A 22,116-nucleotide genomic window follows, 5' to 3' on the forward strand; every position below is an offset into this window, starting at 1 on the left:
CCACCACTCCCGGGGAGCTAGATCTGCAGTTGAGCGAGGCGCTCTTTGCCCCCATCTAGAGCGGTGAGCACCCAAGGTCCATTATGTGTCACGGCCACGCTGTGCTCGAAGTGTGCGGAATGCTTGCCGTCGATCGTGACGACGGTCCAGTCGTCGGCCAGTACGCGCGTCCGCTCGGTGCCGAGGTTGACCATGGGCTCGATGGCCAGGCACATGCCCTCCTCCAGCGCCGGCCCGCGGCCCGGCTTGCCATGGTTGGCGATCCACGGGTCCATGTGCATCTCGGTGCCGATGCCGTGGCCGCCGTACTCAGGGGGGATGCCGTAGCGGCCCTGCGACTTGACGTACCGCTCGACCTCATGGCCGATGTCGGACAGGTGGCGGCCCGGCTTGAGCGCGGCGATGCCGCGCCACATGGCCTCCTCGGTCACCCGCATCAGCTCGGTCAGCTTGGGGTCCACCTCGCCGATCGGCACCGTGACGGCCGAGTCGCCGTGCCAGCCCTCGAGGATGGCGCCGCAGTCGATCGAGATGATGTCGCCCTCGCGCAGCTTGCGGGCGTTCGTCGGAATGCCGTGGACGACCTCGTTGTTCACCGACGCGCAGATCGTCGCGGGGAAGCCCTGGTAGCCCTTGAACGACGGGATCGCGCCCTCGTCCCTGATCGCCTTCTCGGCGATGACGTCGAGGTCGAGCGGCGTCATGCCCGGCTGCACGGAGCGCTTGAGCAGGTCGAGCGTACGCCCGACCACGAGACCTGCCGCCCGCATCTTCTCGAGCTGCTCCGGCGACTTGATCTGGATGCCGTGCCTGTTCCGTTTGAACATCTTCTGCCCCCCTGGGTCTCAACGGGCCACGATGGGGGCCCAATTCCCCCACAATAGCCGCGAGGTGGCACGGGAACCCGTGCCACCTCCGCGAATCAGTCGTACTCGGCGCTCAGCCCATGAAAGGCCGGATCGCGTCCATGGCCCGCTGAGTGACCTCTTCGACCGGCCCCGTGGCGTCCACGCCCACCAGGATGCCCTCATCGGCGTAGTAGGAGACGAGCGGCGCCGTCTGCTCCTGGTAGACCTCCAGGCGGTGCCTGACGGTCTCCTCCTTGTCGTCGTCACGCTGAAAGAGTGCGCCCCCGCACGCGTCACACTTGTCGTCCTTCTTGTCATCGAACTCGACGTGCCAGATGCGGCCGCACTGGCTGCAGGTGCGCCGGCCGGCGAGCCGCCGCACCACCTCGTCGTCGTCGACGACGAGCTCCAGCACGAGGTCGAGCTCCTGGCCCCAGTCCTTGAGCATGTCGCGCAGGATCTCCGCCTGCGCGACGTTCCTCGGGAAGCCGTCGAGCAGGAACCCGTCCTGCGCGTCGTCTTCGGACAGACGGTCACGGACCATGGCGATGGTGACCTCGTCGGGCACCAGGTCGCCGCGGTCCATATACGTCTTGGCCAGCTTGCCAAGGTCCGTGCCGCCCGAGACGTTGGCACGGAAGATGTCACCTGTCGAGATCTTCGGGATGGACAGGTTCGATGCGATGTACTGGGCCTGCGTCCCCTTACCCGCTCCGGGGGGCCCGACCAGAACGAGACGCACTACCGCAGGAAACCTTCGTAGTTACGCTGCTGCAACTGGCTCTCGATCTGCTTGACCGTGTCCAGGCCGACACCAACCATGATCAGAATGCTCGTCCCTCCGAACGGGAAGTTCTGGCTCGCACCGGCCACGGCCAGCGCGACGATCGGGACCATGGAGATCAGACCCAGATAGAGCGCGCCTGGCGCGGTCAGACGGGTGAGCACGAAGTTCAGGTATTCAGCCGTCGGACGACCGGGGCGGATGCCCGGAATGAACCCACCGTACTTCTTCATGTTGTCGGCGACTTCAGGGGGGTTGAAGGTAATCGACACGTAGAAGTAGGTGAAGAAAATGATCAGCAGGAAGAAGGTCGCCATGTAGATCGGCGTGTCGCCGGTGGCGAGGTTCTGCGAGATCCAGGTGATCACCACGTTCTCGCTGGTGGAGAAGAGCGAGGTGAGCAGCTGCGGAAGGTAGAGCAGCGAGGAGGCGAAGATGACCGGGATGATGCCGGCCTGGTTGACCTTCAGCGGGATGTAGGTCGAGGTGCCGCCGTACATCCTGCGGCCGACCATGCGCTTGGCGTACTGGACCGGGATGCGGCGCTGCGCCTGCTCGACGAAGACCACCGCGGCGATCATGAAGATGCCGACGACCATGACGACCGCGAAGGTGAATTTGTTCGCCTGGAAGATGTTGGCCAGCTCGGACGGGAAGACCGCGACGACCTGGGTGAAGATCAGGATGGACATGCCGTTGCCGACGCCCCGGTCGGTGATGAGCTCACCGAGCCACATGATGACCGACGTACCGGCGGTCATGATGATCACCATCGTCACGATGCCGAAGATGTTGTCGGGGTCGAGCAGCACGTCCTGCTGGCAGTTCGGGAAGAGCTGGCCGGTACGCGCGAGCGCGATGAAGGCCGTCGACTGAAGGACCGCGAGGCCGATCGTCAGATAACGCGTATACTGCGTGATCTTGGTCTGGCCGGCCTGGCCTTCCTTCTTCAGCGCCTCGAGGCGCGGGATCACGACGACGAGCAGCTGCAGGATGATGCTCGCGGTGATGTACGGCATGATGCCCAGTGCGAACACCGACAGCTTCAGCAGCGCACCGCCGCTGAACAGCTGCACCATCCCGTAAATATTGCCGGTTTCGCCACTACGAGCCTGATCGAAACAGGCGGCGAGGTTCTGGACGTGGACTCCCGGAGTCGGAAGAACCGAGCCGAGACGGAAAAGCGCGATGATGCCCAGGGTGAAGAGCAACTTCTTGCGCAGGTCCGGTGTCCGGAACGCCCGGGTAAACGCGGTCAGCACGGTCCCTCCTGCGCGCCTTTACGGCGGTGTGAGTAAGCGATGGTGCGGGGATCTGCCATCTGAAGTCTCATTGTCAAACGAGCCGGACAGAAGCCTGCCGTCTCGCGAACTCTAACGCACTACGGGCGTGGGAGCCCATTGTCAAAGCCCCCACGCCTCGTCATAGCGTCTTTACAGCTCGGTAACGGAACCACCGGCAGCGGTGATCTTCTCCTTGGCGGCGGACGAGAAGGCGTGTGCCTGCACGTTCACCGCGACGGAGATCTCGCCGGTGCCGAGCACCTTCACGAGCTGGTTCTTGCGGACAGCACCCTTGGCGACCAGCGCCTCGACGGTGACCTCGCCACCCTCGGGGAACAGCTCGCCGAGCCTGTCGAGGTTGACGACCTGGTACGTCGTCTTGAACAGGGCGTTGGAGAAGCCCTTGAGCTTCGGCAGACGCCTCTGCAGCGGCACCTGGCCACCCTCGAAGCCGAGGGGCACCGTGGTGCGGGCGTGGCTGCCCTTGGTGCCGCGACCGGCCGTCTTGCCCTTCGACGCCTCGCCGCGACCCTTGCGGATCTTGGCCTTGTTGGCGCCGGGGGCGGGACGCAGGTCGTGAATCTTCAGCGGAGCCTTGTCAGTCATGACTAGTCGACCTCTTCCACCTCGACGAGGTGCGTCACCACGGAGACCATGCCGCGAATCTCGGGCCGGTCCTCCTTGACGACGACGTCGCCGATTCGCTTCAGGCCAAGCGAACGCAGCGAGTCGCGCTGGTTCTGCTTGCCACCGATCTTCGAGCGAACCTGAGTGATCTTCAGGCGTGCCATGACTAGCTCACCGCCTTCGCCGCCGCCGCCTCGGCCAGGCCCTCGGCGCGAGCCTTGAGCATGGAGGCAGGAGCGACGTCCTCGATCGGCAGGCCACGGCGGGCGGCGATCTCCTCGGGGCGCGAGAGGCCCTTCAGAGCCGCCACGGTGGCGTGCACGATGTTGATCGGGTTGTCCGAGCCGAGCGACTTGGACAGCACGTCGTGGATGCCGGCGCACTCCAGCACCGCGCGCACCGGGCCGCCGGCGATGACGCCGGTACCGGCCGAGGCCGGACGCAGGAAGACGACACCGGCCGCCTCCTCGCCCTGCACGGTGTGCGGGATGGTGCCCTGGATGCGGGGCACCTTGAAGAAGTGCTTCTTGGCCTCTTCGACGCCCTTGGCGATGGCCGCGGGCACTTCCTTGGCCTTGCCGTAACCGACGCCGACCAGGCCGTTGCCGTCGCCGACGACGACGAGGGCGGTGAAGCTGAAGCGACGACCACCCTTCACGACCTTGGCCACTCGGTTGATCTTCACTACGCGCTCGATGTACGAGACGCCCTTGTCGGCGGCGCCACCGCGGCGATCGTCACGACGGTCCCGCCGCTCGCCACCGGTGCCGCCACCGCGACGCGGAGCTGCAGCCATCAGTGGTTCCTCATCTCAATTGCGGTCATCATTTGCGATCCTCGGGCCCTCATCAGAATTCGAGCCCGCCCTCGCGCGCGCTGTCCGCCAGCGCGGCGATCCGGCCCGCATACCGGTTGCCACCGCGGTCGAAGACGACCTTGGTGATCCCGGCTTCCTTGGCCCGCTGAGCGAGGAGCTCGCCGACCTTCTTGGCCTTCTCGGTCTTGTCGGCCTCGAGCGAGCGCAGCGAGGCGTCCATGGTGGAGGCGCTCACCAGCGTGTGACCGACGGAGTCGTCCACGATCTGGACGAACATGTGACGGGTCGAACGGTTGACGACCAGGCGCGGACGCTCGGCCGTACCGACGACGTTCTTGCGGACGCGGCGGTGACGGCGGGCCCGCGAGACGGTGCGGGCAGCCGTGTGCTTGCTGAACGCAGTCTTCGGAGCCATGCCTACTTACCAGCCTTTCCGACCTTGCGGCGGATCTGTTCGCCCTGGTAGCGCACGCCCTTGCCCTTGTACGGGTCAGGCTTGCGCAACTTGCGGATGTTGGCCGCGACCTCGCCGACCTTCTGCTTGTCGATGCCGTCCACGTGGAACAGGGTCGGCTTCTCGACGCGGAAGGTGACGCCCTCGGGGGCGTCCACGATGACCGGGTGACTGAAGCCCAGCGAGAACTCCAGCTGCGTCGGGCCCTTGGCCTGGACGCGGTAACCGACGCCGACGATCTCAAGGCTCTTGGAGTAGCCCTGGGTGACGCCCTGCACCATGTTGGCGATGAGCGTCCTGGACAGGCCGTGCAGCGCACGGACCTTGTTCTCGTCGTTGGGTCGGGAGACGGCGATGGCGCCGTCGTCGTCGCGGCCCACCTTGATGGGCTCCGCGACCTTGTGAGAGAGCGTGCCCTTGGGGCCCTTGACCTGGACGTCCTGGCCGTCGATCGTGATGTCAACGCCATTCGGCACAGGGATGGGCAGCCGTCCGATTCGCGACATGCTGTGTTCCTCCCCTCTACCAGACGTAGGCGAGGACTTCCCCGCCCACACCACGCTTGCCGGCCTGCTTGTCGGTCATGAGGCCGTGGGACGTCGAGATGATCGCGACGCCCAGTCCGCCCAGGACTCGAGGCAGGTTGTCCTTCTTCGCATAAACCCGCAGACCGGGCTTGGAAACCCGGCGCAGGCCCGCGAGCGACCGCTCACGGGTGGGCCCGAACTTGAGCTCCACCACGAGGTTCTTTCCAACCTTGGCGTCCTCGACGGTCCAAGCCTGGATGTAACCCTCCTGCTGGAGGATCTCGGCGATGTGCGCCTTGATCTTCGAGTACGGCATAGACACGCTGTCGTGGTACGCCGAATTCGCGTTGCGCAGACGCGTGAGCATGTCTGCGATCGGGTCGGTCATCGTCATGGCCAGTGGCCTTCCTCGCCGCGGTTTCCAGTCGGCCAAGCAGTTCGACTGGCTGAGTCCGCCTCTCGGCTACCTCACCCTGCTCTGCCGGTGGACCTACGGCGTGGTCACGGACGCCCCTTACGGGACGCCCTGTCTCTTCTACTGAATATGAATGCCTGAACGGGCGGCACGAGGCCGCCCTTCAGGTTACCTACCAGCTCGACTTGGTGATGCCGGGCAGCTCGCCACGGTGCGCCATCTCGCGGAAGCACACGCGGCAGAGCCCGAACTTGCGGTAGACGGCGCGCGGCCGGCCGCAGCGCGAGCACCGCGTGTACGTCCGGACCTCGAACTTCTGCTTGCGCCCCGCCTTGGCGATCAGCGACTTCTTCGCCATGATCAGGCCTCCTTGAAGGGGAAGCCGAGGAGCTTCAGCAGCGCCCGGCCCTGGTCGTCGTTCTTCGCGGTGGTCACGATCGTGATGTCCATGCCCCGCGGCCGGTCCACCTTGTCCTGGTCGACCTCGTGGAACATGACCTGCTCGGTCAGGCCGAACGTGTAGTTGCCGTTGCCGTCGAACTGCTTCGGCGACAGGCCACGGAAGTCCCTGATACGGGGCAGGGCCAGCGCCAGCAGGCGGTCGAGGAACTCCCACATGCGGTCGCCGCGCAGCGTGACGTGCGCGCCGATCGGCATGCCCTCACGCAGCTTGAACTGCGCGATGGACTTGCGGGCCCGCACGACCGCCGGCTTCTGGCCGGTGATCGCGGTGAGGTCGCGGACGGCGCCTTCGATCAGCTTGGAGTCGCGAGCGGCCTCGCCGACACCCATGTTGACCTTGATCTTGGTGAGCGCCGGGATCTCCATGACGTTCTGGATGCCGAACTGCTCACGAAGCTGGTTCGCGATCTCCTCGCGGTACTTCGTCTTGAGTCGCGGCGTGGGGCGCTCGGTCTCGGTGGTCGTGGCAGTCATCAGCTGTCCTCACCCGTCTCGTCGGCCTTCTTCTCGTCGGCCTTCTTGTCGGCGGGCTTCTCGTCCTTCAGCTTCTTCACGTTCGACACGTGGATCGGAGCCTCCATGGTCTGCACGCCGCCCTGCTTGGCGCCGCGCGGGCCCTGGTGGGTCTCCTTGGTGTGCTTCTTGATCAGGTTGACGCCCTCGACCACCACGCGGTCCTCGCGCGGAAGAGCGGCGATCACGCGACCCTTGGCACCCTTGTCCTTGCCCGCGATGACCTGGACCAGGTCACCCTTCTTCACCGTCAGCTTCGGCATTACAGCACCTCCGGAGCGAGCGAGATGATGCGCATGAACTTCTTGTCGCGCAGCTCGCGGCCGACCGGGCCGAAGATACGAGTGCCGCGAGGGTCACCGCTGTCCTTGATGATGACGGCGGCGTTCTCGTCGAAGCGGATGTAGGAGCCGTCGGGCCGGCGGCGCTCCTTGACCGTGCGGACGATGACGGCCTTGACCACATCGCCCTTCTTGACGCCCGTGCTGCCGGGCAGCGCGTCCTTGACTGTGGCGACGATGACGTCGCCGATACCGGCGTAGCGTCGGCCCGAGCCGCCGAGAACGCGGATGCAGAGAATCTCCTTGGCACCCGTGTTGTCGGCGACCTTGAGCCGCGACTCCTGCTGGATCACGTCTACTCCTGTTAGTCGCGCCGGTTCTCATCGCTGAGCCTGGCGGAACCTGTCATTGTCTTGTTCCCACGGCCACAGCGCCCCTGGGGCGCCGCACCGCAGGCGACGCGAGGCCCCGCGGGCCTCGCGTCCTTGGACGCCGTCATGGGGGCTCCGAGAGCCCCCACGAGGCGCGGTAAAGCGGAGAGAGCCTTACTTGGCCTTCTCGAGGATCTCCACGACCCTCCACCGCTTGGTGGCGGAGAGGGGGCGGGTCTCCATCAGCAGCACGCGGTCGCCGACGCCGCAGGCGTTGGACTCGTCGTGCGCCTTGTACTTGGTCGTCCTGCGGATGACCTTGCCGTAGAGGCGGTGCTTGACGCGGTCCTCGACGGCGACGACGACGGTCTTGTCCATCTTGTCGCTGACGACGAGGCCCTCGCGGACCTTGCGGAAGTTCCGCTGGTCCCTCTCCGCGCTCTCGGTGGTCTCAGTGGTCTCGGTCTCAGCCATCGCTCGACTCCTTCTCGACCGTGACGATGCCGAGCTCACGCTCGCGCATCACGGTGTAGATACGGGCGATCTCGCGGCGGACGGCCCGCAGCCGCCCGTGGCTCTCCAACTGACCGGTCGCCGCCTGGAAGCGGAGGTTGAACAGCTCCTCCTTCGCCTCCTTCAGCTTCTGGACGAGGGTCTCCTCGTCCTCGAGCCGCAGCTCGCCGGCGGTCAGGCCCTTAGCCATCACGCCTCACCCACTTCACGCTTAACGATCTTGCACTTCATAGGCAGCTTGTGGATCGCACGCTGAAGCGCCTCGCGCGCGACCGGCTCCGCCACGCCGGACAGCTCGAACATCACGCGTCCGGGCTTGACGTTGGCGATCCACCACTCCGGAGAACCCTTACCGGAACCCATGCGGGTCTCGGCCGGCTTCTTCGTCAGGGGACGGTCGGGGTAGATGTTGATCCACACCTTGCCGCCACGGCGGATGTGACGGGTCATGGCGATACGAGCGGACTCGATCTGGCGGTTGGTCACGTAGGAGTGCTCAATCGCCTGGATGCCGAACTCGCCGAACACGACCCTGGTGCCGCCCTTGGCGGCTCCGCTGCGGTCAGGCCGGTGCTGCTTGCGGTGCTTGACCCTGCGCGGGATCAGCATGGTCAGCTCCCTTCAGCACCCGGCTGAGCAGCCGGGCCGGTCTCAGGGGCGGCCTGCGCGGCCGCCTCGTTACGGGGGGCGCGGTCGCCGCGGCCACCACCACGACGGGGGCGGTCACCGCCACCACGACGCGGACGGTCGCCGCCACCACGACGGTCGTCGCGGTCACGACGCTGGCCGGCACGAGCGCCGGCGGCGGCCGCCTCGCGCTCGGCGCGGCTGGTCGGAGCCTCGCCCTTGTAGATCCAGACCTTCACGCCGATGCGGCCGAAGGTCGTACGGGCCTCGTAGAAGCCGTAGTCGATGTCCGCGCGGAGCGTGTGCAGCGGCACGCGGCCCTCGCGGTAGAACTCCGACCTCGACATCTCGGCGCCGCCCAGACGACCGGAGCACTGGACACGGATGCCCTTGGCGCCGGACTTCATGGCCGACTGCATCGCCTTGCGCATGGCGCGGCGGAACGAGACACGGCTGGACAGCTGCTCGGCCACGCCCTGCGCGACGAGCTGCGCGTCGATCTCCGGGTTCTTGACCTCGAGGATGTTGAGCTGGACCTGCTTCTTGGTCAGCTTCTCCAGGTCGCCGCGGATGCGGTCGGCCTCGGCGCCACGGCGGCCGATCACGATGCCGGGACGCGCGGTGTGGATGTCCACCTGCACGCGGTCCGTGGTGCGCTCGATCTCGACCTTGGAGATGCCGGCCCGCTCCATGCCCTTCTGGAGCATGCGGCGGATCGCGACGTCCTCAGCGACGTACGACTTGTACAGCTTGTCGGCGTACCACCGGCTCTTGAAGTCGGTCGTGATGCCGAGGCGGAACCCGTGCGGGTTAACCTTCTGGCCCACTATCGGGTCCTTCCCTTCGGCTCGCGGGACTCCACGATCACAGTGATGTGGCTCGTCCGCTTGTTGATCCGATAGGCACGACCCTGGGCACGCGGGCGGAACCGCTTCAGCGTCGGGCCCTCGTCGACCCACGCGCGGCTCACGACGAGCGTGCTGGGGTCGAGATCGAAGTTGTGCTCGGCGTTCGCCATGGCGGAGCTGAGCACCTTGTAGATCGGCTCGCTCGCCGACTGGGGAGCGAACTGCAGCACGGCCTGCGCCTCCGAAGCGGGCAGCCCGCGAATAAGGTCCACCACGCGGCGGGCCTTGAGGGGCGTGACACGGACGAACCGCGCCTGAGCCCTGGCTTCCATCGCTTTCTCCTACTTCCGGGACGCTTACCGCCGGCTGCGGCGGTCTTCCTTGACGTGGCTGCGGAACGTCCGCGTGGGGGCGAACTCTCCGAGCTTGTGGCCGATCATGGACTCGGTGACGAACACCGGGACGTGCTTGCGGCCGTCGTGCACGGCGATCGTGTGCCCGAGCATGTCGGGAACGATCATGGAGCGCCGCGACCACGTCTTGATGACGTTCTTGGTGCCCTTCTCGTTCTGGGCGTCCACCTTCTTCTGAAGGTGTTCGTCCACGAAGGGACCCTTCTTAAGGCTACGTGGCATCTCGGCTGCTCCTACCGCTTCTTCCTCTTGCTCCGACGACGGATGATCAGCCGGTCGCTGGCCTTGTTGGCCTGGCGGGTGCGGCCCTCGGGCTTGCCCTTCGGGTTCACCGGGTGGCGACCACCGGAGGTCTTGCCCTCACCACCACCGTGCGGGTGGTCGACGGGGTTCATCGCGACACCGCGAACGGTCGGGCGCTTGCCCTTCCACCGCATACGGCCGGCCTTGCCCCAGTTGATGTTGGCCTGCTCGGCGTTGCCGACCTGGCCGACGGTCGCCCGGCAGCGCACGTCGACCATGCGCATTTCACCGGACGGCATACGCAGGGTGGCGTACTGGCCTTCCTTGGCGAGCAGCTGGATCTGAGCGCCCGCGGAGCGGCCGAGCTTGGCGCCGCCGCCCGGACGGAGCTCCACCGCGTGGATGAAGGTACCCGTCGGGATGTTGCGCAGCGGCAGGCAGTTGCCCGGCTTGATGTCGGCAGCGGGGCCGTTCTCGATTCGGTCGCCCTGCTTCAGGCCGGTCGGCGCGATGATGTAGCGCTTCTCGCCGTCGGCGTAGTGCAGCAGAGCGATATTGGCGGTGCGGTTGGGGTCGTACTCGATGTGAGCGACCTTGGCCGGGATGCCGTCCTTGTCATGCCTACGGAAGTCGATGATCCGGTAGGCGCGCTTGTGACCGCCGCCCTGGTGGCGAGCGGTGACTCGGCCGTGTACGTTGCGGCCGCCCTTGCTGTGAAGGGGCGCAAGCAGCGACTTCTCAGGCGTGCTGCGGGTGATCTCGGAGAAGTCCGAGACACTCGACCCGCGGCGACCTGGGGTCGTCGGCTTGTACTTACGGATGCCCATCTTTTTCGTTCATCCTTCGTCGGTTACATGGGTGAGCCCGCCGCACCGGAGTGCGACGGTCTCACCCCGCGCGTGACCCTGCGGCCCGCGCTCATTCCTATGGCTGCTAGCCGATCTGACCGAAGATGTCGATCCGATCGCCCTCTACCAGGCTCACGATCGCGCGCTTGGTGTCGGGACGCTTGCCGTAGCCGGTGCGGGTCCGCTTGCGCTTGCCCTGCCGGTTGATGGTGTTCACGCTGGTGACCTTGACCCCGAAGATCTGCTCAACGGCGATCTTGACCTGGGTCTTGTTCGCGGTCTTCTTCACCAGGAACGTGTACTTGTTGTTCTCATCGATCAGGCCGTAGCTCTTCTCAGAGACGATCGGCTTGATGATGATGTCGCGCGGGTCGGCGATCTTCTCCATCAGGCGTCTTCCTTCCCGCCACTCAGCCGCGCCACGACCTGGTCGTACGCCTCCTGGGTGAAGACCACGTCGTCGGCCACGAGCACGTCGTAGGTGTTGAGCTGCCCGGCGTCCAGCAGGTGGACCTCCGGAGCGTTGCGCAGGCTCAGCCAGGTCAGCTCGTCGTCCGCGTCGACCACGACGAGGACGCGCGGAGCCTGGGTGATCTTGCGCAGAGCCTCCAGGGCGGCCTTGGTCTTGGGCGTCTCACCCGAGACCAGCGAGCTCACCACGTGGACGCGACCGCCGCCGGCCCGGTCGGACAGGGCGCCGCGCAGGGCGGCGGCCTTCATCTTCTTGGGCGTGCGCTGCGAGTAGTCGCGCGGCACGGGGCCGTGGACGGTGCCACCGCCGGCGAACTGCGGCGCGCGGGTCGAGCCCTGACGGGCGCGGCCGGTGCCCTTCTGGCGGTACGGCTTCTTGCCGCCGCCGGAGACCTCACCACGGGTCTTGGCCTTGTGGGTGCCCTGCCGGCGAGCGGCGAGCTGGGCCACGACCACCTGGTGGATCAGAGGTACGTTGACCTTCGCACCGAAGACGTCTTCGGGCAGGTCGACGGTGCCGGTCTTCGCGCCGCTGGCGTCGAGGACGTCGATAGTGGTGCTCACTTGGATGCCCCCTTCTTGGCAGCGGTGCGGACGAGGACCAGGCTGCCGTTGGCGCCGGGGATCGCACCCTTGATCAGGATGAGACCCTTCTCGGCGTCGACGGAGTGAACCTTCAGGCTCTGCACGGTGGTGCGGACGTTACCCATCCGACCGGCCATGCGCAGACCCTTGAAAACGCGGCCCGGGGTGGCGCAGCCACCGATGGAACCCGGCGAGCGGTGCTTGCGCTGCGTACCGTGCGACGCGCCCAGACCACCGAAGCCGTGCCGCTTCATGACACCGGCGAAGCCCTTGCCCTTGCTCTTGCCCGTCACGTCGACGAACTGGCCGGCCTCGAAGGTGTCGGCCAGCAGCTCCTGGCCCAGGGTGTAGTCGCTCGCGTCGTCGGTGCGGATCTCCGCGAAGTAACGGCGCGGGGTGATGTCGTGCTTACGCAGGTAGTCGCCGAGCGGCTTGTTGACCTTCCGGGGGTCGACCTGCCCGAAGCCGAGCTGTACGGCGGAGTAGCCGTCCTTCTCAGGAGTGCGGACGCGGGTCACCACGCACGGACCGGCCTCGACCACGGTCACCGGCACCATCCGGTTGTCCGCGTCGAAGACCTGGGTCATGCCGAGCTTCTTGCCCAGGACGCCCTTGATCGTCTTAGCCATGTCAGTGCGTTCCCTCAGAGCTTGATCGAAATGTCGACACCCGCGGGGAGGTCGAGCCGCATGAGCGAGTCGACCGTCTTGGGGGTCGGGTCGATGATGTCAATCAGCCGCTTGTGCGTGCGCATCTCGAAGTGCTCGCGGCTGTCCTTGTACTTGTGCGGCGAGCGGATGACGCAGTACACGTTCTTCTCGGTCGGCAGCGGCACCGGGCCCGCGACCTTCGCGCCAGTCCGCGTCACCGTCTCGACGATCTTCTTGGCCGAGCTGTCGATGACCTCGTGGTCATAGGCCTTAAGCCGGATGCGGATCTTCTGTCCCGCCATAGTGGCCTCGGTGTCCTTCGCTGTCGTCTGAAAAAGTATCGTGCGGCCTGTTGCCGCTGTTCGTGCAGGTCGAAGCCTGCGTAACCCCACGAGGCAGACGTAGTCGATCTGCCTTTTCTTCCGTGATCCGGCAGTGACTTCGGTCACGTGATGCTTGCCGGCCGAAGCCACTGCTGGATCACGGCGCCTTGCATGGGGCCTTTCGCCGCCGGACCCCGCCCGCTCTCGCGGGCGGATTCCGGCTGTGACGTGGTACGGCGGCCGGTCCCGGAGCCCGGGGCCGACCGCCGCCCCGACGGTCTGGCTACTTGATGATCTTCGTGACCCGACCGGCGCCGACGGTGCGGCCACCCTCACGGATCGCGAACTTGAGGCCTTCCTCCATGGCGATGGGCTGGATCAGCTCAACGCGCATCTCGGTGTTGTCGCCCGGCATGACCATCTCGGTGCCCTCGGGGAGGTTCACCACACCGGTCACGTCCGTCGTACGGAAGTAGAACTGCGGGCGGTAGTTGTTGAAGAACGGCGTGTGGCGGCCGCCCTCGTCCTTGGACAGGATGTAGACCTGGCCGGTGAACTCGGTGTGCGGGGTGGTCGTGCCCGGCTTGATGATGCACTGGCCGCGCTCGACCTCGTCGCGCTTGATGCCGCGGAGCAGCAGAGCGGCGTTGTCACCCGCGTGACCCTCGTCGAGCATCTTGTTGAACATCTCGATGCTGGTGACGGTGGTCGTGGTCTTCTCCGGCTTGATGCCGATGATGTCGACCTGCTCGTTGACCTTGACGACACCGCGCTCGATACGGCCGGTGACGACCGTACCGCGACCGGTGATCGAGAAGACGTCCTCGACCGGCATGAGGAACGGCTTGTCCGTCTCACGCGGCGGCTCGGGGACGTTCTCGTCCACGGCGTTCATGAGCTCGATGATGCTGTCGGCCCACTTCTCGTCACCCTCGAGAGCCTTGAGGGCGGAGACGCGGACGACGGGCAGGTCGTCGCCGGGGAACTCCTGAGCGGAGAGGAGCTCACGGACCTCGAGCTCGACGAGCTCCAGGATCTCCTCGTCGTCGACCATGTCGGCCTTGTTGAGGGCCACGACGATGTAGGGGACGCCGACCTGGCGGGCCAGGAGGACGTGCTCCTTCGTCTGCGGCATCGGGCCGTCGGTGGCGGCGACCACGAGGATGGCGCCGTCCATCTGCGCGGCACCGGTGATCATGTTCTTCACGTAGTCGGCGTGACCAGGGCAGTCGACGTGCGCGTAGTGGCGCTTCTCGGTCTGGTACTCGACGTGCGCGATGGAGATCGTGATGCCGCGAGCCTTCTCCTCCGGCGCCTTGTCGATCTTGTCGAACGGCGTGGCGGCGTTGAGGTCAGGGTAACGGTCGTGGAGCACCTTGGTGATCGCCGCGGTCAGCGTGGTCTTGCCGTGGTCGATGTGCCCAATGGTGCCGATGTTCATGTGCGGCTTGTTCCGCTCGAACTTGGCCTTGCCCACTGGTTCTCTCCTTAGAGAATCTGACTGACTTTCGTCTACACACTCGGGCCCGGGAGATTCCGAACCCCTTGGCGGTGCGGCGGCCGCTGTGGCCACCGCACCAGGGACCAGGACGTGAGCCCGGTCCGTCCGCTCGCGCGGCCGGACCGGAGACTACTCGCCCCGGGCCTTCGCGACGATCTCCTTGGCGATGCCCGGAGGCACCTCCGCGTAGGAGTCGAACAGCATGCTGTAGCTCGCGCGCCCCTGCGTCTTGCTACGCAGGTCACCCACGTAGCCGAACATCTCAGACAGCGGCACGAGCGCCTGGACGACACGGGCGCCGGCCCGCTCGTCCATCGACTGGATCTGCCCGCGGCGACCGTTGAGGTCACCGATGACATCACCCATGTAGTCCTCGGGCGTGGTCACCTCGACGGCCATCATCGGCTCGAGGAGCACGGCGTCCGCCTTGCGCGCGGCCTCCTTGAAGGCCATCGAGCCGGCGATCTTGAACGCCATTTCCGAGGAGTCGACGTCGTGGGCCGCACCGTCGGTCAGCGTCACCTTCACGCCGACCATCGGGTAACCGGCCAGCACGCCGAACTCGGCGGCCTCCTGGGCGCCGGCGTCGACCGACGGGATGTACTCCCTCGGGACGCGGCCACCGGTGACCTTGTTCTCGAACTCGTAGCCGTCGTTGCCTTCGCCCAGCGGCTCGAGGTCGATGATCACCCGCGCGAACTGACCGGAACCACCGGTCTGCTTCTTGTGGGTGTAGTCGATCTTCTCCACCTTGCGGCGGATGGTCTCGCGGTAGGCCACCTGCGGGCGGCCCACGTTGGCCTCGACCTTGAACTCGCGACGCATCCGGTCGACGAGGATCTCCAGGTGAAGCTCGCCCATGCCCCAGATGACCGTCTGACCGGTCTCCTCGTCACGGCGGACCTGGAAGGACGGGTCCTCCTCGGCCAGCCGCTGGATGGCGGTGGACAGCTTCTCCTGGTCGCCCTTGGTCTTGGGCTCGATGGCGACGTTGATGACCGGAGCCGGGAACGTCATCGACTCGAGCACGACCTGGTTCGACGGGTCGGACAGGGTGTCGCCGGTCGTGGTGTCCTTGAGACCCATGACCGCGACGATCTGGCCGGCGATCGCCGACGGGCGCTCCTCACGCTTGTTCGCGTGCATCTGGTAGATCTTGCCGATCCGCTCCTTCTTGCCCTTCACAGAGTTGACGACCTGTGAACCGGCCTCGAGCGTGCCCGAGTAGATGCGGATGTAGGTGATCTTGCCCAGGTGCGGGTCACTCGCGATCTTGAACGCCAGCGCCGAGAAAGGCTCGGTCGGGTCGGCGTGCCGCTCGATGACCTTCTCCTCGTTGCCGACCGCGTGACCCTTGAAGGACGGGATGTCGGTCGGGGCGGGGAGGTAGGCGACGATCGCGTCGAGCAGGGGCTGCACGCCCTTGTTCTTGAACGCGGTGCCGCACAGGACCGGGTTGATGGCGCTGGACAGGGTCGCCCGGCGGATGGCCGCGACCAGCTGCTCCTCGGTGGGCTCGGTGCCCTCGAGGTAGAGCTCCATCAGCTCGTCGTCGTTCTCGGCGACGGTCTCGATGAGCCGGTCACGCCACTCGCGAGCGGCGTCGGCGTGGTCGGCCGGGATGTCGACGGTGTCGTACATCTCGCCCTTGGCCGCCTCGGCGCTCCAGACGAGACCCTTCATCTTGATCAGGTCGATGACGCCCTTGAAGTCGGCCTCGACACCCAGCGGAAGCTGGATGACGGCCGGCGTGGCGCCGAGACGGCTGATCATCATGTCGACGCAGCGGTGGAACTCCGCGCCGACCCGGTCCATCTTGTTCACGAAGCAGATGCGCGGGACGTTGTAGCGGTCAGCCTGCCGCCACACCGTCTCCGACTGGGGCTCGACACCCGCGACACCGTCGAAGACGGCGACGGCCCCGTCGAGGACGCGGAGCGAACGCTCCACCTCGATGGTGAAGTCGACGTGGCCGGGAGTGTCGATGATGTTGATGGTGTGACCGAGCCACTCGCACGTCGTCGCGGCAGACGTGATGGTGATGCCGCGCTCCTGCTCCTGCTCCATCCAGTCCATCGTGGCAGCGCCCTCGTGGACCTCACCGATCTTGTAGTTGATACCGGTGTAGAACAGGATGCGCTCGGTCGTGGTGGTCTTGCCCGCGTCGATATGGGCCATGATCCCGATGTTGCGGACCTTGGCCAGGTCAAGAGCGGTCGTGGTGGCCACTTCTCTCGCGTCCTCGTCGTCTCGTCGGATCCACTACCAGCGGTAGTGGGCGAAGGCCTTGTTGGACTCGGCCATCTTGTGGGTGTCCTCGCGCTTCTTCACGCTCGCCCCGAGGCCGTTGCTGGCGTCGAGGAGCTCGTTCATGAGGCGCTCGGTCATGGTCTTCTCGCGGCGGGCGCGGGAGTACTGCACCAGCCAGCGCAGGGCCAGGGTGGTGCTGCGCGCGGCGCGCACCTCGACCGGCACCTGGTAGGTCGCGCCACCGACGCGACGGCTGCGGACCTCGAGGGTCGGCTTGACGTTGTCAAGCGCGCGCTTCAGGGTGACGACCGGGTCGTTGCCCGTCTTCTCCCTGCAGCCCTCAAGGGCGCCGTAGACGATCGACTGCGCGATGGAGCGCTTGCCGTCCAGAAGCACCTTGTTGATCAGGGCGGTCACCAGCGGCGAGCTGTAAACCGGGTCAGCCATCAGCTGACGACGGCCAGGAGAACCCTTACGCGGCATTGTTAGCTCTTCTCCTTCTTCGCGCCGTAGCGGCTACGGGCCTGCTTGCGGTTGCGGACACCCTGGGTGTCGAGCGAACCGCGGATGATCTTGTAGCGAACACCAGGCAGGTCCTTCACACGACCGCCACGCACGAGCACGATGGAGTGCTCCTGCAGGTTGTGGCCCACACCGGGGATGTAAGCCGTGACCTCGATGCCGTTCGTGAGCCGAACGCGGGCCACCTTGCGCAGTGCCGAGTTGGGCTTCTTCGGGGTGGTGGTGTAAACGCGCTGGCACACGCCGCGCCGCTGCGGACTCCCCTTGAGGGCAGGAGTCTTGGTCTTGGAGACCTTGTCCTGCCGGCCCTTGCGGACCAACTGCTGAATAGTGGGCACTGCCACTCCGTTTCGTGCCTTGGCCGGTGTTACGTCATGGGTCTTGCGTCGCAGGTACTGCCGGTGTCATGACCTGCTGGTTTTTCTTGTCTCGGTGCCCCCGCGCTCGGGCGTGTCGCGCTCTTCGCACAGACACGTCCGCGAGGATTACGAGCCAGGAAGCCGTCCCGCGCCCGCAATTGAGCGCACGGTCGAGAGCCCGTTAGAAGACGGGCACGATGCTCAAGACTACCCAGGCCCTGGCGACACGTCAAAACGGCGCGGCAATGCGGGCAAGCCTTGCCACTCCGGGTCGCCTGGGCCTATTTCATCCAGCCCATCCACAGCTCCGGACCCATGATATAGGCCCCCGGGGTGTCCCGTCCCCAAGTCAGCGAACCGCCACCTGACCGTAACCGTGTTTTGTCCCACTCCACGCCGGATGACTACGTACGCGCCTGGGCGCGTGCCGGAAAAGGGACGCGCCCGGGCCCCTCGCCGAGGGACCCGGGCGCGCCGCCCTGAGCCGTCTTACCGGTTGTACTGGCCGAAGTCGTACTCCTCCAGCGGCACGGCCTCGCCGCTGCCGGTGCCGAAGGTGTAGTCGGCCGCGGAGCCGTCGTAGCCACCGACGGTGTACATCGCCGCCTTGGCCTCCTCGGTCGGCTCGACCCGGATGTTGCGGTATTGGGGCATGCCCGTACCGGCCGGGATGAGCTTACCGATGATGACGTTCTCCTTCAGGCCCAGCAGCGAGTCGGACTTGGCGTGGATCGCCGCGTCCGTCAGCACCCTGGTCGTCTCCTGGAAGGAGGCCGCCGACAGCCACGACTCGGTGGCCAGCGACGCCTTCGTGATGCCCATGAGGACCGGACGGCCGGCGGCCGGCGAGCCGCCCTCCGCCACCGTCTCGCGGTTCATCTGCTCGAAGCGCGGACGCTCCACGAGCTCGCCGGGCAGCAGGTCGGTGTCACCGGACTCCAGCACGTTCACGCGCTTGAGCATCTGCCGCACGATGATCTCGATGTGCTTGTCGTGGATCGACACACCCTGCGAGCGGTAGACCTGCTGGACCTCCGCCACCAGGTGCAGCTGCACGGCCCGCGGGCCGAGGATGCGCAGCACCTCGTTGGGGTTGACCGCACCGGCCACCAGCTGCTGGCCGACCGTGACGCGCTGGCCCTCCTGCACGAGCAGGCGCGAACGCATCGAGACCGGGTAGGCGATCTCCTCCGACCCGTCGTCGGGGGTGATCACGATCTTCCTGGTCTTGTCGGTCTCGTCGATCCTGACCCGGCCCTCGGCCTCGGAGATCGGGGCGACACCCTTGGGGATGCGCGCCTCGAACAGCTCCGTGACACGCGGCAGGCCGTGGGTGATGTCGGCGCCCGCCACACCACCGGTGTGGAAGGTCCGCATCGTCAGCTGCGTGCCGGGCTCACCGATCGACTGGGCGGCGATGATGCCGACGGCCTCGCCGACGTCCACGAGCTTGCCGGTGGCCAGCGAGCGGCCGTAGCAGGTCGCGCAGACACCGATCTTGGCCTCGCAGACGAGCGCGCTGCGGGTGCGGACGGTCTCGACGCCCGCCTCCACCAGCTTCGTCACGTGGATGTCGTTGATGTCGACGCCCGCCGGGACGATGACCTTGCCGTCGACCTCGACGTCCTCGGCCAGGATGCGGCCGTGCACGTTGGACTCGGCGTTCTCCGCCTTGACCAGGTTGCCCGAGGCGTCGCGGTCGGCCACGTGGAGCGGGACCGCGCGGTCGGTGCCGCAGTCGATCTCGCGCACGATGACGTCCTGGGCGACGTCGACCAGACGACGGGTCAGGTAACCCGAGTCGGCGGTCCGCAGGGCGGTGTCGGCCAGACCCTTCCGCTGACCGTGGGTGGAGATGAAGTACTCCAGCACCGACAGGCCCTCGCGGAACGAGGCCTTGATCGGCCGCGGGATCGTCTCACCCTTGGTGTTGGACACCAGACCGCGGATGCCGGCGATCTGCCGGACCTGCATCTTGTTACCACGGGCGCCGGAGTTGACCATCATCCAGACCGGGTTGGTCGCCGGGAAGGCGTTGACCATGTCGGTCTCGACGTCGGCCGTGGCGTGGGTCCAGATCTCGATGAGCTCCTGACGGCGCTCCTCGTCGGTGATCAGACCACGCTCGTACTCGCGCTGGACCTTGTCGGCCCGGCGCTCGTAGTTCTCCATGATGTCGGTCTTGTTCGGGGGCGCGACGACGTCCTCGATCGAGATCGTGACACCGGAGCGGGTCGCCCAGCGGAAGCCGGCGTCCTTGAGCGCGTCGAGCGAGTTGGCGACCTCGATCTTCGGGTAGGTCTCCGCCAGCTCGTTCACGATCGTCGACAGCTGCTTCTTGCCGACCTGGAAGTCGACGAAGGGGTAGCTGTCCGGCAGCGTCTGGTTGAACAGGCACCGCCCGAACGTGGTCTCGAGCCGGATCGGGTCACCCTGCTCCCAGCCCTCCGGAGCCACCCAGTCACGCGGCGGCAGGACGTCCTTGAGCCGGATCTGGATCTTCGCCTGGATCTCCAGCTCGCGGCGGTCGAAGGCCATCTGCGCCTCGGCGATCGAGCCGAACACGCGGCCCTCACCCTTGGCGCCCTCCTTCATGGTGGTCAGCCAGTAGAGGCCGATCACCATGTCCTGGGTCGGCATGGTGACGGGCTTGCCGTCGGCCGGCTTGAGGATGTTGTTGGTCGAGAGCATCAGGATGCGCGCCTCGGCCTGGGCCTCAGCCGACAGCGGCAGGTGCACCGCCATCTGGTCGCCGTCGAAGTCCGCGTTGAACGCGGTGCAGACGAGCGGGTGGATCTGGATGGCCTTGCCCTCCACGAGCTGCGGCTCGAACGCCTGGATGCCCAGGCGGTGGAGCGTCGGCGCGCGGTTGAGCAGGACCGGGTGCTCGGTGATGACCTCTTCGAGCACGTCCCACACCACGGGGCGGGCACGCTCGACCATCCGCTTGGCCGACTTGATGTTCTGGGCGTGGTTGAGATCGACCAGCCTCTTCATCACGAACGGCTTGAACAGCTCCAGCGCCATCTGCTTGGGCAGACCGCACTGGTGCAGCTTGAGCTGCGGGCCGACGACGATGACCGAACGGCCGGAGTAGTCGACGCGCTTGCCCAGAAGGTTCTGGCGGAAGCGACCCTGCTTACCCTTCAGCATGTCGCTGAGGGACTTCAGCGGCCTGTTGCCGGGACCGGTGACCGGGCGACCGCGACGGCCGTTGTCGAACAGCGCGTCGACGGCCTCCTGCAGCATCCGCTTCTCGTTGTTCACGATGATCTCGGGCGCACCGAGGTCGAGCAGACGCTTGAGGCGGTTGTTCCGGTTGATGACCCGGCGGTAGAGGTCGTTGAGGTCGGAGGTCGCGAACCGGCCACCGTCGAGCTGCACCATCGGGCGCAGGTCCGGCGGGATGACCGGGATGCAGTCGAGCACCATGCCGCGCGGCGAGTTGGTCGTGTTGAGGAACGCCGACACGACCTTGAGCCGCTTGAGCGCGCGGGCCTTCTTCTGGCCCTTGCCGCTGCGGATGGTCTCACGCAGGTTCTCGGCCTCGGCGTCGAGGTCGAAGCTGATCAGGCGGTCCTGGATCGCCTGCGCGCCCATGCCGCCCTTGAAGTAGCGGCCGAAGCGGTCACGCATCTCGCGGTAGAGCAGCTCGTCACCCTCGAGGTCCTGGACCTTGAGGTTCTTGAAGCGGCTCCAGACCTCGTCGAGGCGGTCGAGCTCGCGCTGCGCGCGGTCGCGCAGCTGACGCATCTCGCGCTCGGCGCCCTCACGCACCTTGCGGCGCTGGTCGCCCTTGGCGCCGGCGGCCTCAAGCTCGGCCAGGTCGGACTCGAGCTTCTTCTGCCTGGCCTCGATGTCGGCGTCACGGCGCTGCTCGATGTGCTGCCGCTCGACGGAGATCTTCGCCTCCAGCGAGGGCAGGTCACGCTCACGCAGCTCGGTGTCGACATGCGTGATCATGTACGCCGCGAAGTAGATGACCTTCTCCAGGTCCTTCGGGGCGAGGTCGAGCAGGTAGCCGAGGCGCGACGGGACGCCCTTGAAGTACCAGATGTGCGTGACCGGCGCGGCCAGCTCGATGTGGCCCATCCGCTCACGACGCACCTTGGCGCGAGTCACCTCGACGCCACAGCGCTCACAGATGATGCCCTTGAACCGGACTCGCTTGTACTTACCGCAGTAGCACTCCCAGTCGCGGGTCGGACCGAAGATCTTCTCGCAGAAGAGCCCGTCCTTCTCCGGCTTGAGGGTGCGGTAGTTGATCGTCTCCGGCTTCTTGACCTCGCCGTGCGACCACTGACGGATGTCGTCGGCCGTCGCCAGCCCGATCCGAAGCTCGTCGAAGAAGTTGACGTCCAGCATTTGTGCGATCTCCCCCTCAGACTTCTTCCACGCTGCTCGGCTCACGCCGGGACAGATCGATACCGAGCTCCTCCGCTGCGCGGAAGACGTCCTCGTCGGTGTCGCGCATCTCGATGGACATGCCGTCGCTGGAGAGCACCTCGACGTTGAGGCACAGCGACTGCATCTCCTTGATGAGCACCTTGAACGACTCAGGAATGCCCGGCTCGGGGATGT

At 66.4% G+C, this 22,116-nt stretch carries 30 protein-coding genes; all 30 read right to left on the minus strand.

What is annotated here, in order from left to right:
• Nucleotides 1-17: 17 nt before the first annotated feature.
• Nucleotides 18-827 carry a type I methionyl aminopeptidase gene (map, locus tag ABZW11_RS32765; RefSeq protein ID WP_355425581.1) on the minus strand — a complete coding sequence of 270 codons (810 nt, stop codon included), beginning with the start codon at nt 825-827 and terminating at the stop codon, nt 18-20.
• A gap of 112 nt (nt 828-939) precedes the next feature.
• A complete protein-coding gene (locus ABZW11_RS32770) occupies nt 940-1,590 on the minus strand; it encodes an adenylate kinase (protein ID WP_355425584.1) in 651 nt (216 codons plus the stop codon).
• Nucleotides 1,590-2,894: a preprotein translocase subunit SecY gene (gene secY / locus ABZW11_RS32775; RefSeq protein WP_355425587.1), complete on the minus strand. Its 1,305-nt coding sequence runs from the start codon at nt 2,892-2,894 to the stop codon at nt 1,590-1,592. Before secY ends, ABZW11_RS32770 begins: the two co-directional genes overlap by 1 nt.
• A gap of 171 nt (nt 2,895-3,065) precedes the next feature.
• The gene (rplO, locus tag ABZW11_RS32780; RefSeq protein ID WP_345395681.1) at nt 3,066-3,521 is read right to left on the minus strand and encodes a 50S ribosomal protein L15; all 456 of its coding nucleotides are present in this window, start codon (nt 3,519-3,521) and stop codon (nt 3,066-3,068) included.
• 2 nt (nt 3,522-3,523) lie between these two features.
• The gene (rpmD, locus tag ABZW11_RS32785) at nt 3,524-3,706 is read right to left on the minus strand and encodes a 50S ribosomal protein L30 (RefSeq protein ID WP_080043226.1); all 183 of its coding nucleotides are present in this window, start codon (nt 3,704-3,706) and stop codon (nt 3,524-3,526) included.
• Between the two features lie 2 nt (nt 3,707-3,708).
• A complete protein-coding gene (gene rpsE, locus ABZW11_RS32790; RefSeq protein WP_345395678.1) occupies nt 3,709-4,338 on the minus strand; it encodes a 30S ribosomal protein S5 in 630 nt (209 codons plus the stop codon).
• A 52-nt stretch (nt 4,339-4,390) separates the two neighbouring features.
• Nucleotides 4,391-4,774 (minus strand): 50S ribosomal protein L18, encoded by a 384-nt coding sequence (gene rplR / locus ABZW11_RS32795; protein ID WP_355425591.1) that lies wholly within the window; start codon nt 4,772-4,774, stop codon nt 4,391-4,393.
• Between the two features lie 2 nt (nt 4,775-4,776).
• Complete coding sequence (gene rplF / locus ABZW11_RS32800) at nt 4,777-5,319, minus strand: 50S ribosomal protein L6 (RefSeq protein WP_355425594.1); 543 nt, start codon at nt 5,317-5,319, stop codon at nt 4,777-4,779.
• Between the two features lie 16 nt (nt 5,320-5,335).
• Nucleotides 5,336-5,734, minus strand: coding sequence for a 30S ribosomal protein S8 (gene rpsH / locus ABZW11_RS32805; protein ID WP_020542297.1), 399 nt, complete (start codon nt 5,732-5,734; stop codon nt 5,336-5,338).
• Nucleotides 5,735-5,927: 193 nt separating this feature from the next.
• Complete coding sequence (locus ABZW11_RS32810) at nt 5,928-6,113, minus strand: type Z 30S ribosomal protein S14 (RefSeq protein ID WP_355425597.1); 186 nt, start codon at nt 6,111-6,113, stop codon at nt 5,928-5,930.
• A 2-nt stretch (nt 6,114-6,115) separates the two neighbouring features.
• Nucleotides 6,116-6,691, minus strand: coding sequence for a 50S ribosomal protein L5 (gene rplE, locus ABZW11_RS32815; protein WP_355425600.1), 576 nt, complete (start codon nt 6,689-6,691; stop codon nt 6,116-6,118).
• The gene (rplX, locus tag ABZW11_RS32820; protein WP_345409517.1) at nt 6,691-6,984 is read right to left on the minus strand and encodes a 50S ribosomal protein L24; all 294 of its coding nucleotides are present in this window, start codon (nt 6,982-6,984) and stop codon (nt 6,691-6,693) included. Before rplX ends, rplE begins: the two co-directional genes overlap by 1 nt.
• 8 nt (nt 6,985-6,992) lie before the next feature.
• Complete coding sequence (gene rplN, locus ABZW11_RS32825; protein ID WP_026214151.1) at nt 6,993-7,364, minus strand: 50S ribosomal protein L14; 372 nt, start codon at nt 7,362-7,364, stop codon at nt 6,993-6,995.
• A 192-nt stretch (nt 7,365-7,556) separates the two neighbouring features.
• Nucleotides 7,557-7,856: a 30S ribosomal protein S17 gene (gene rpsQ, locus ABZW11_RS32830; protein WP_355425603.1), complete on the minus strand. Its 300-nt coding sequence runs from the start codon at nt 7,854-7,856 to the stop codon at nt 7,557-7,559.
• Nucleotides 7,849-8,085 carry a 50S ribosomal protein L29 gene (rpmC, locus tag ABZW11_RS32835; RefSeq protein ID WP_355425606.1) on the minus strand — a complete coding sequence of 79 codons (237 nt, stop codon included), beginning with the start codon at nt 8,083-8,085 and terminating at the stop codon, nt 7,849-7,851. The genes rpsQ and rpmC overlap by 8 nt, the downstream gene beginning before the upstream one ends.
• On the minus strand, nt 8,085-8,504 hold the full coding sequence (rplP, locus tag ABZW11_RS32840) for a 50S ribosomal protein L16 (RefSeq protein ID WP_111180887.1): 420 nt from the start codon (nt 8,502-8,504) through the stop codon (nt 8,085-8,087). The genes rpmC and rplP overlap by 1 nt, the downstream gene beginning before the upstream one ends.
• 2 nt (nt 8,505-8,506) lie before the next feature.
• Nucleotides 8,507-9,349 carry a 30S ribosomal protein S3 gene (gene rpsC / locus ABZW11_RS32845; protein WP_355425609.1) on the minus strand — a complete coding sequence of 281 codons (843 nt, stop codon included), beginning with the start codon at nt 9,347-9,349 and terminating at the stop codon, nt 8,507-8,509.
• Nucleotides 9,349-9,702: a 50S ribosomal protein L22 gene (gene rplV, locus ABZW11_RS32850; protein WP_103960883.1), complete on the minus strand. Its 354-nt coding sequence runs from the start codon at nt 9,700-9,702 to the stop codon at nt 9,349-9,351. The genes rpsC and rplV overlap by 1 nt, the downstream gene beginning before the upstream one ends.
• Nucleotides 9,703-9,726: 24 nt before the next feature.
• Entirely contained in the window at nt 9,727-10,005 is a 279-nt protein-coding gene (gene rpsS / locus ABZW11_RS32855) for a 30S ribosomal protein S19 (protein WP_080043236.1), read from the minus strand.
• An 11-nt stretch (nt 10,006-10,016) separates the two neighbouring features.
• A complete protein-coding gene (rplB, locus tag ABZW11_RS32860) occupies nt 10,017-10,853 on the minus strand; it encodes a 50S ribosomal protein L2 (protein WP_080043237.1) in 837 nt (278 codons plus the stop codon).
• 106 nt (nt 10,854-10,959) lie between these two features.
• The gene (rplW, locus tag ABZW11_RS32865) at nt 10,960-11,262 is read right to left on the minus strand and encodes a 50S ribosomal protein L23 (protein WP_345395641.1); all 303 of its coding nucleotides are present in this window, start codon (nt 11,260-11,262) and stop codon (nt 10,960-10,962) included.
• Nucleotides 11,262-11,909, minus strand: coding sequence for a 50S ribosomal protein L4 (rplD, locus tag ABZW11_RS32870; protein ID WP_355425615.1), 648 nt, complete (start codon nt 11,907-11,909; stop codon nt 11,262-11,264). Before rplD ends, rplW begins: the two co-directional genes overlap by 1 nt.
• Nucleotides 11,906-12,559, minus strand: a complete 654-nt coding sequence (gene rplC / locus ABZW11_RS32875; protein WP_355425618.1) for a 50S ribosomal protein L3 — start codon at nt 12,557-12,559, stop codon at nt 11,906-11,908. The genes rplD and rplC overlap by 4 nt, the downstream gene beginning before the upstream one ends.
• A 14-nt stretch (nt 12,560-12,573) precedes the next feature.
• Nucleotides 12,574-12,882: a 30S ribosomal protein S10 gene (gene rpsJ, locus ABZW11_RS32880; RefSeq protein WP_012887830.1), complete on the minus strand. Its 309-nt coding sequence runs from the start codon at nt 12,880-12,882 to the stop codon at nt 12,574-12,576.
• Nucleotides 12,883-13,186: 304 nt separating this feature from the next.
• Nucleotides 13,187-14,380, minus strand: a complete 1,194-nt coding sequence (gene tuf / locus ABZW11_RS32885) for an elongation factor Tu (RefSeq protein ID WP_355425621.1) — start codon at nt 14,378-14,380, stop codon at nt 13,187-13,189.
• A gap of 153 nt (nt 14,381-14,533) precedes the next feature.
• Nucleotides 14,534-16,633, minus strand: a complete 2,100-nt coding sequence (gene fusA / locus ABZW11_RS32890; protein ID WP_355425624.1) for an elongation factor G — start codon at nt 16,631-16,633, stop codon at nt 14,534-14,536.
• A gap of 33 nt (nt 16,634-16,666) precedes the next feature.
• Nucleotides 16,667-17,137 carry a 30S ribosomal protein S7 gene (rpsG, locus tag ABZW11_RS32895; RefSeq protein WP_020542314.1) on the minus strand — a complete coding sequence of 157 codons (471 nt, stop codon included), beginning with the start codon at nt 17,135-17,137 and terminating at the stop codon, nt 16,667-16,669.
• Nucleotides 17,138-17,139: 2 nt separating this feature from the next.
• Nucleotides 17,140-17,514 (minus strand): 30S ribosomal protein S12, encoded by a 375-nt coding sequence (gene rpsL / locus ABZW11_RS32900; RefSeq protein WP_020542315.1) that lies wholly within the window; start codon nt 17,512-17,514, stop codon nt 17,140-17,142.
• A gap of 510 nt (nt 17,515-18,024) precedes the next feature.
• On the minus strand, nt 18,025-21,900 hold the full coding sequence (locus ABZW11_RS32905) for a DNA-directed RNA polymerase subunit beta' (RefSeq protein WP_355425627.1): 3,876 nt from the start codon (nt 21,898-21,900) through the stop codon (nt 18,025-18,027).
• 16 nt (nt 21,901-21,916) lie between these two features.
• Nucleotides 21,917-22,116 (minus strand): hypothetical protein (locus ABZW11_RS32910; RefSeq protein ID WP_355425630.1); only part of this gene is annotated, 200 nt, incomplete at its 5' end.

It is taken from the genome of Nonomuraea sp. NPDC004580, assembly GCF_040609855.1.
Classification (GTDB): Bacteria; Actinomycetota; Actinomycetes; order Streptosporangiales; family Streptosporangiaceae; genus Nonomuraea; species Nonomuraea salmonea.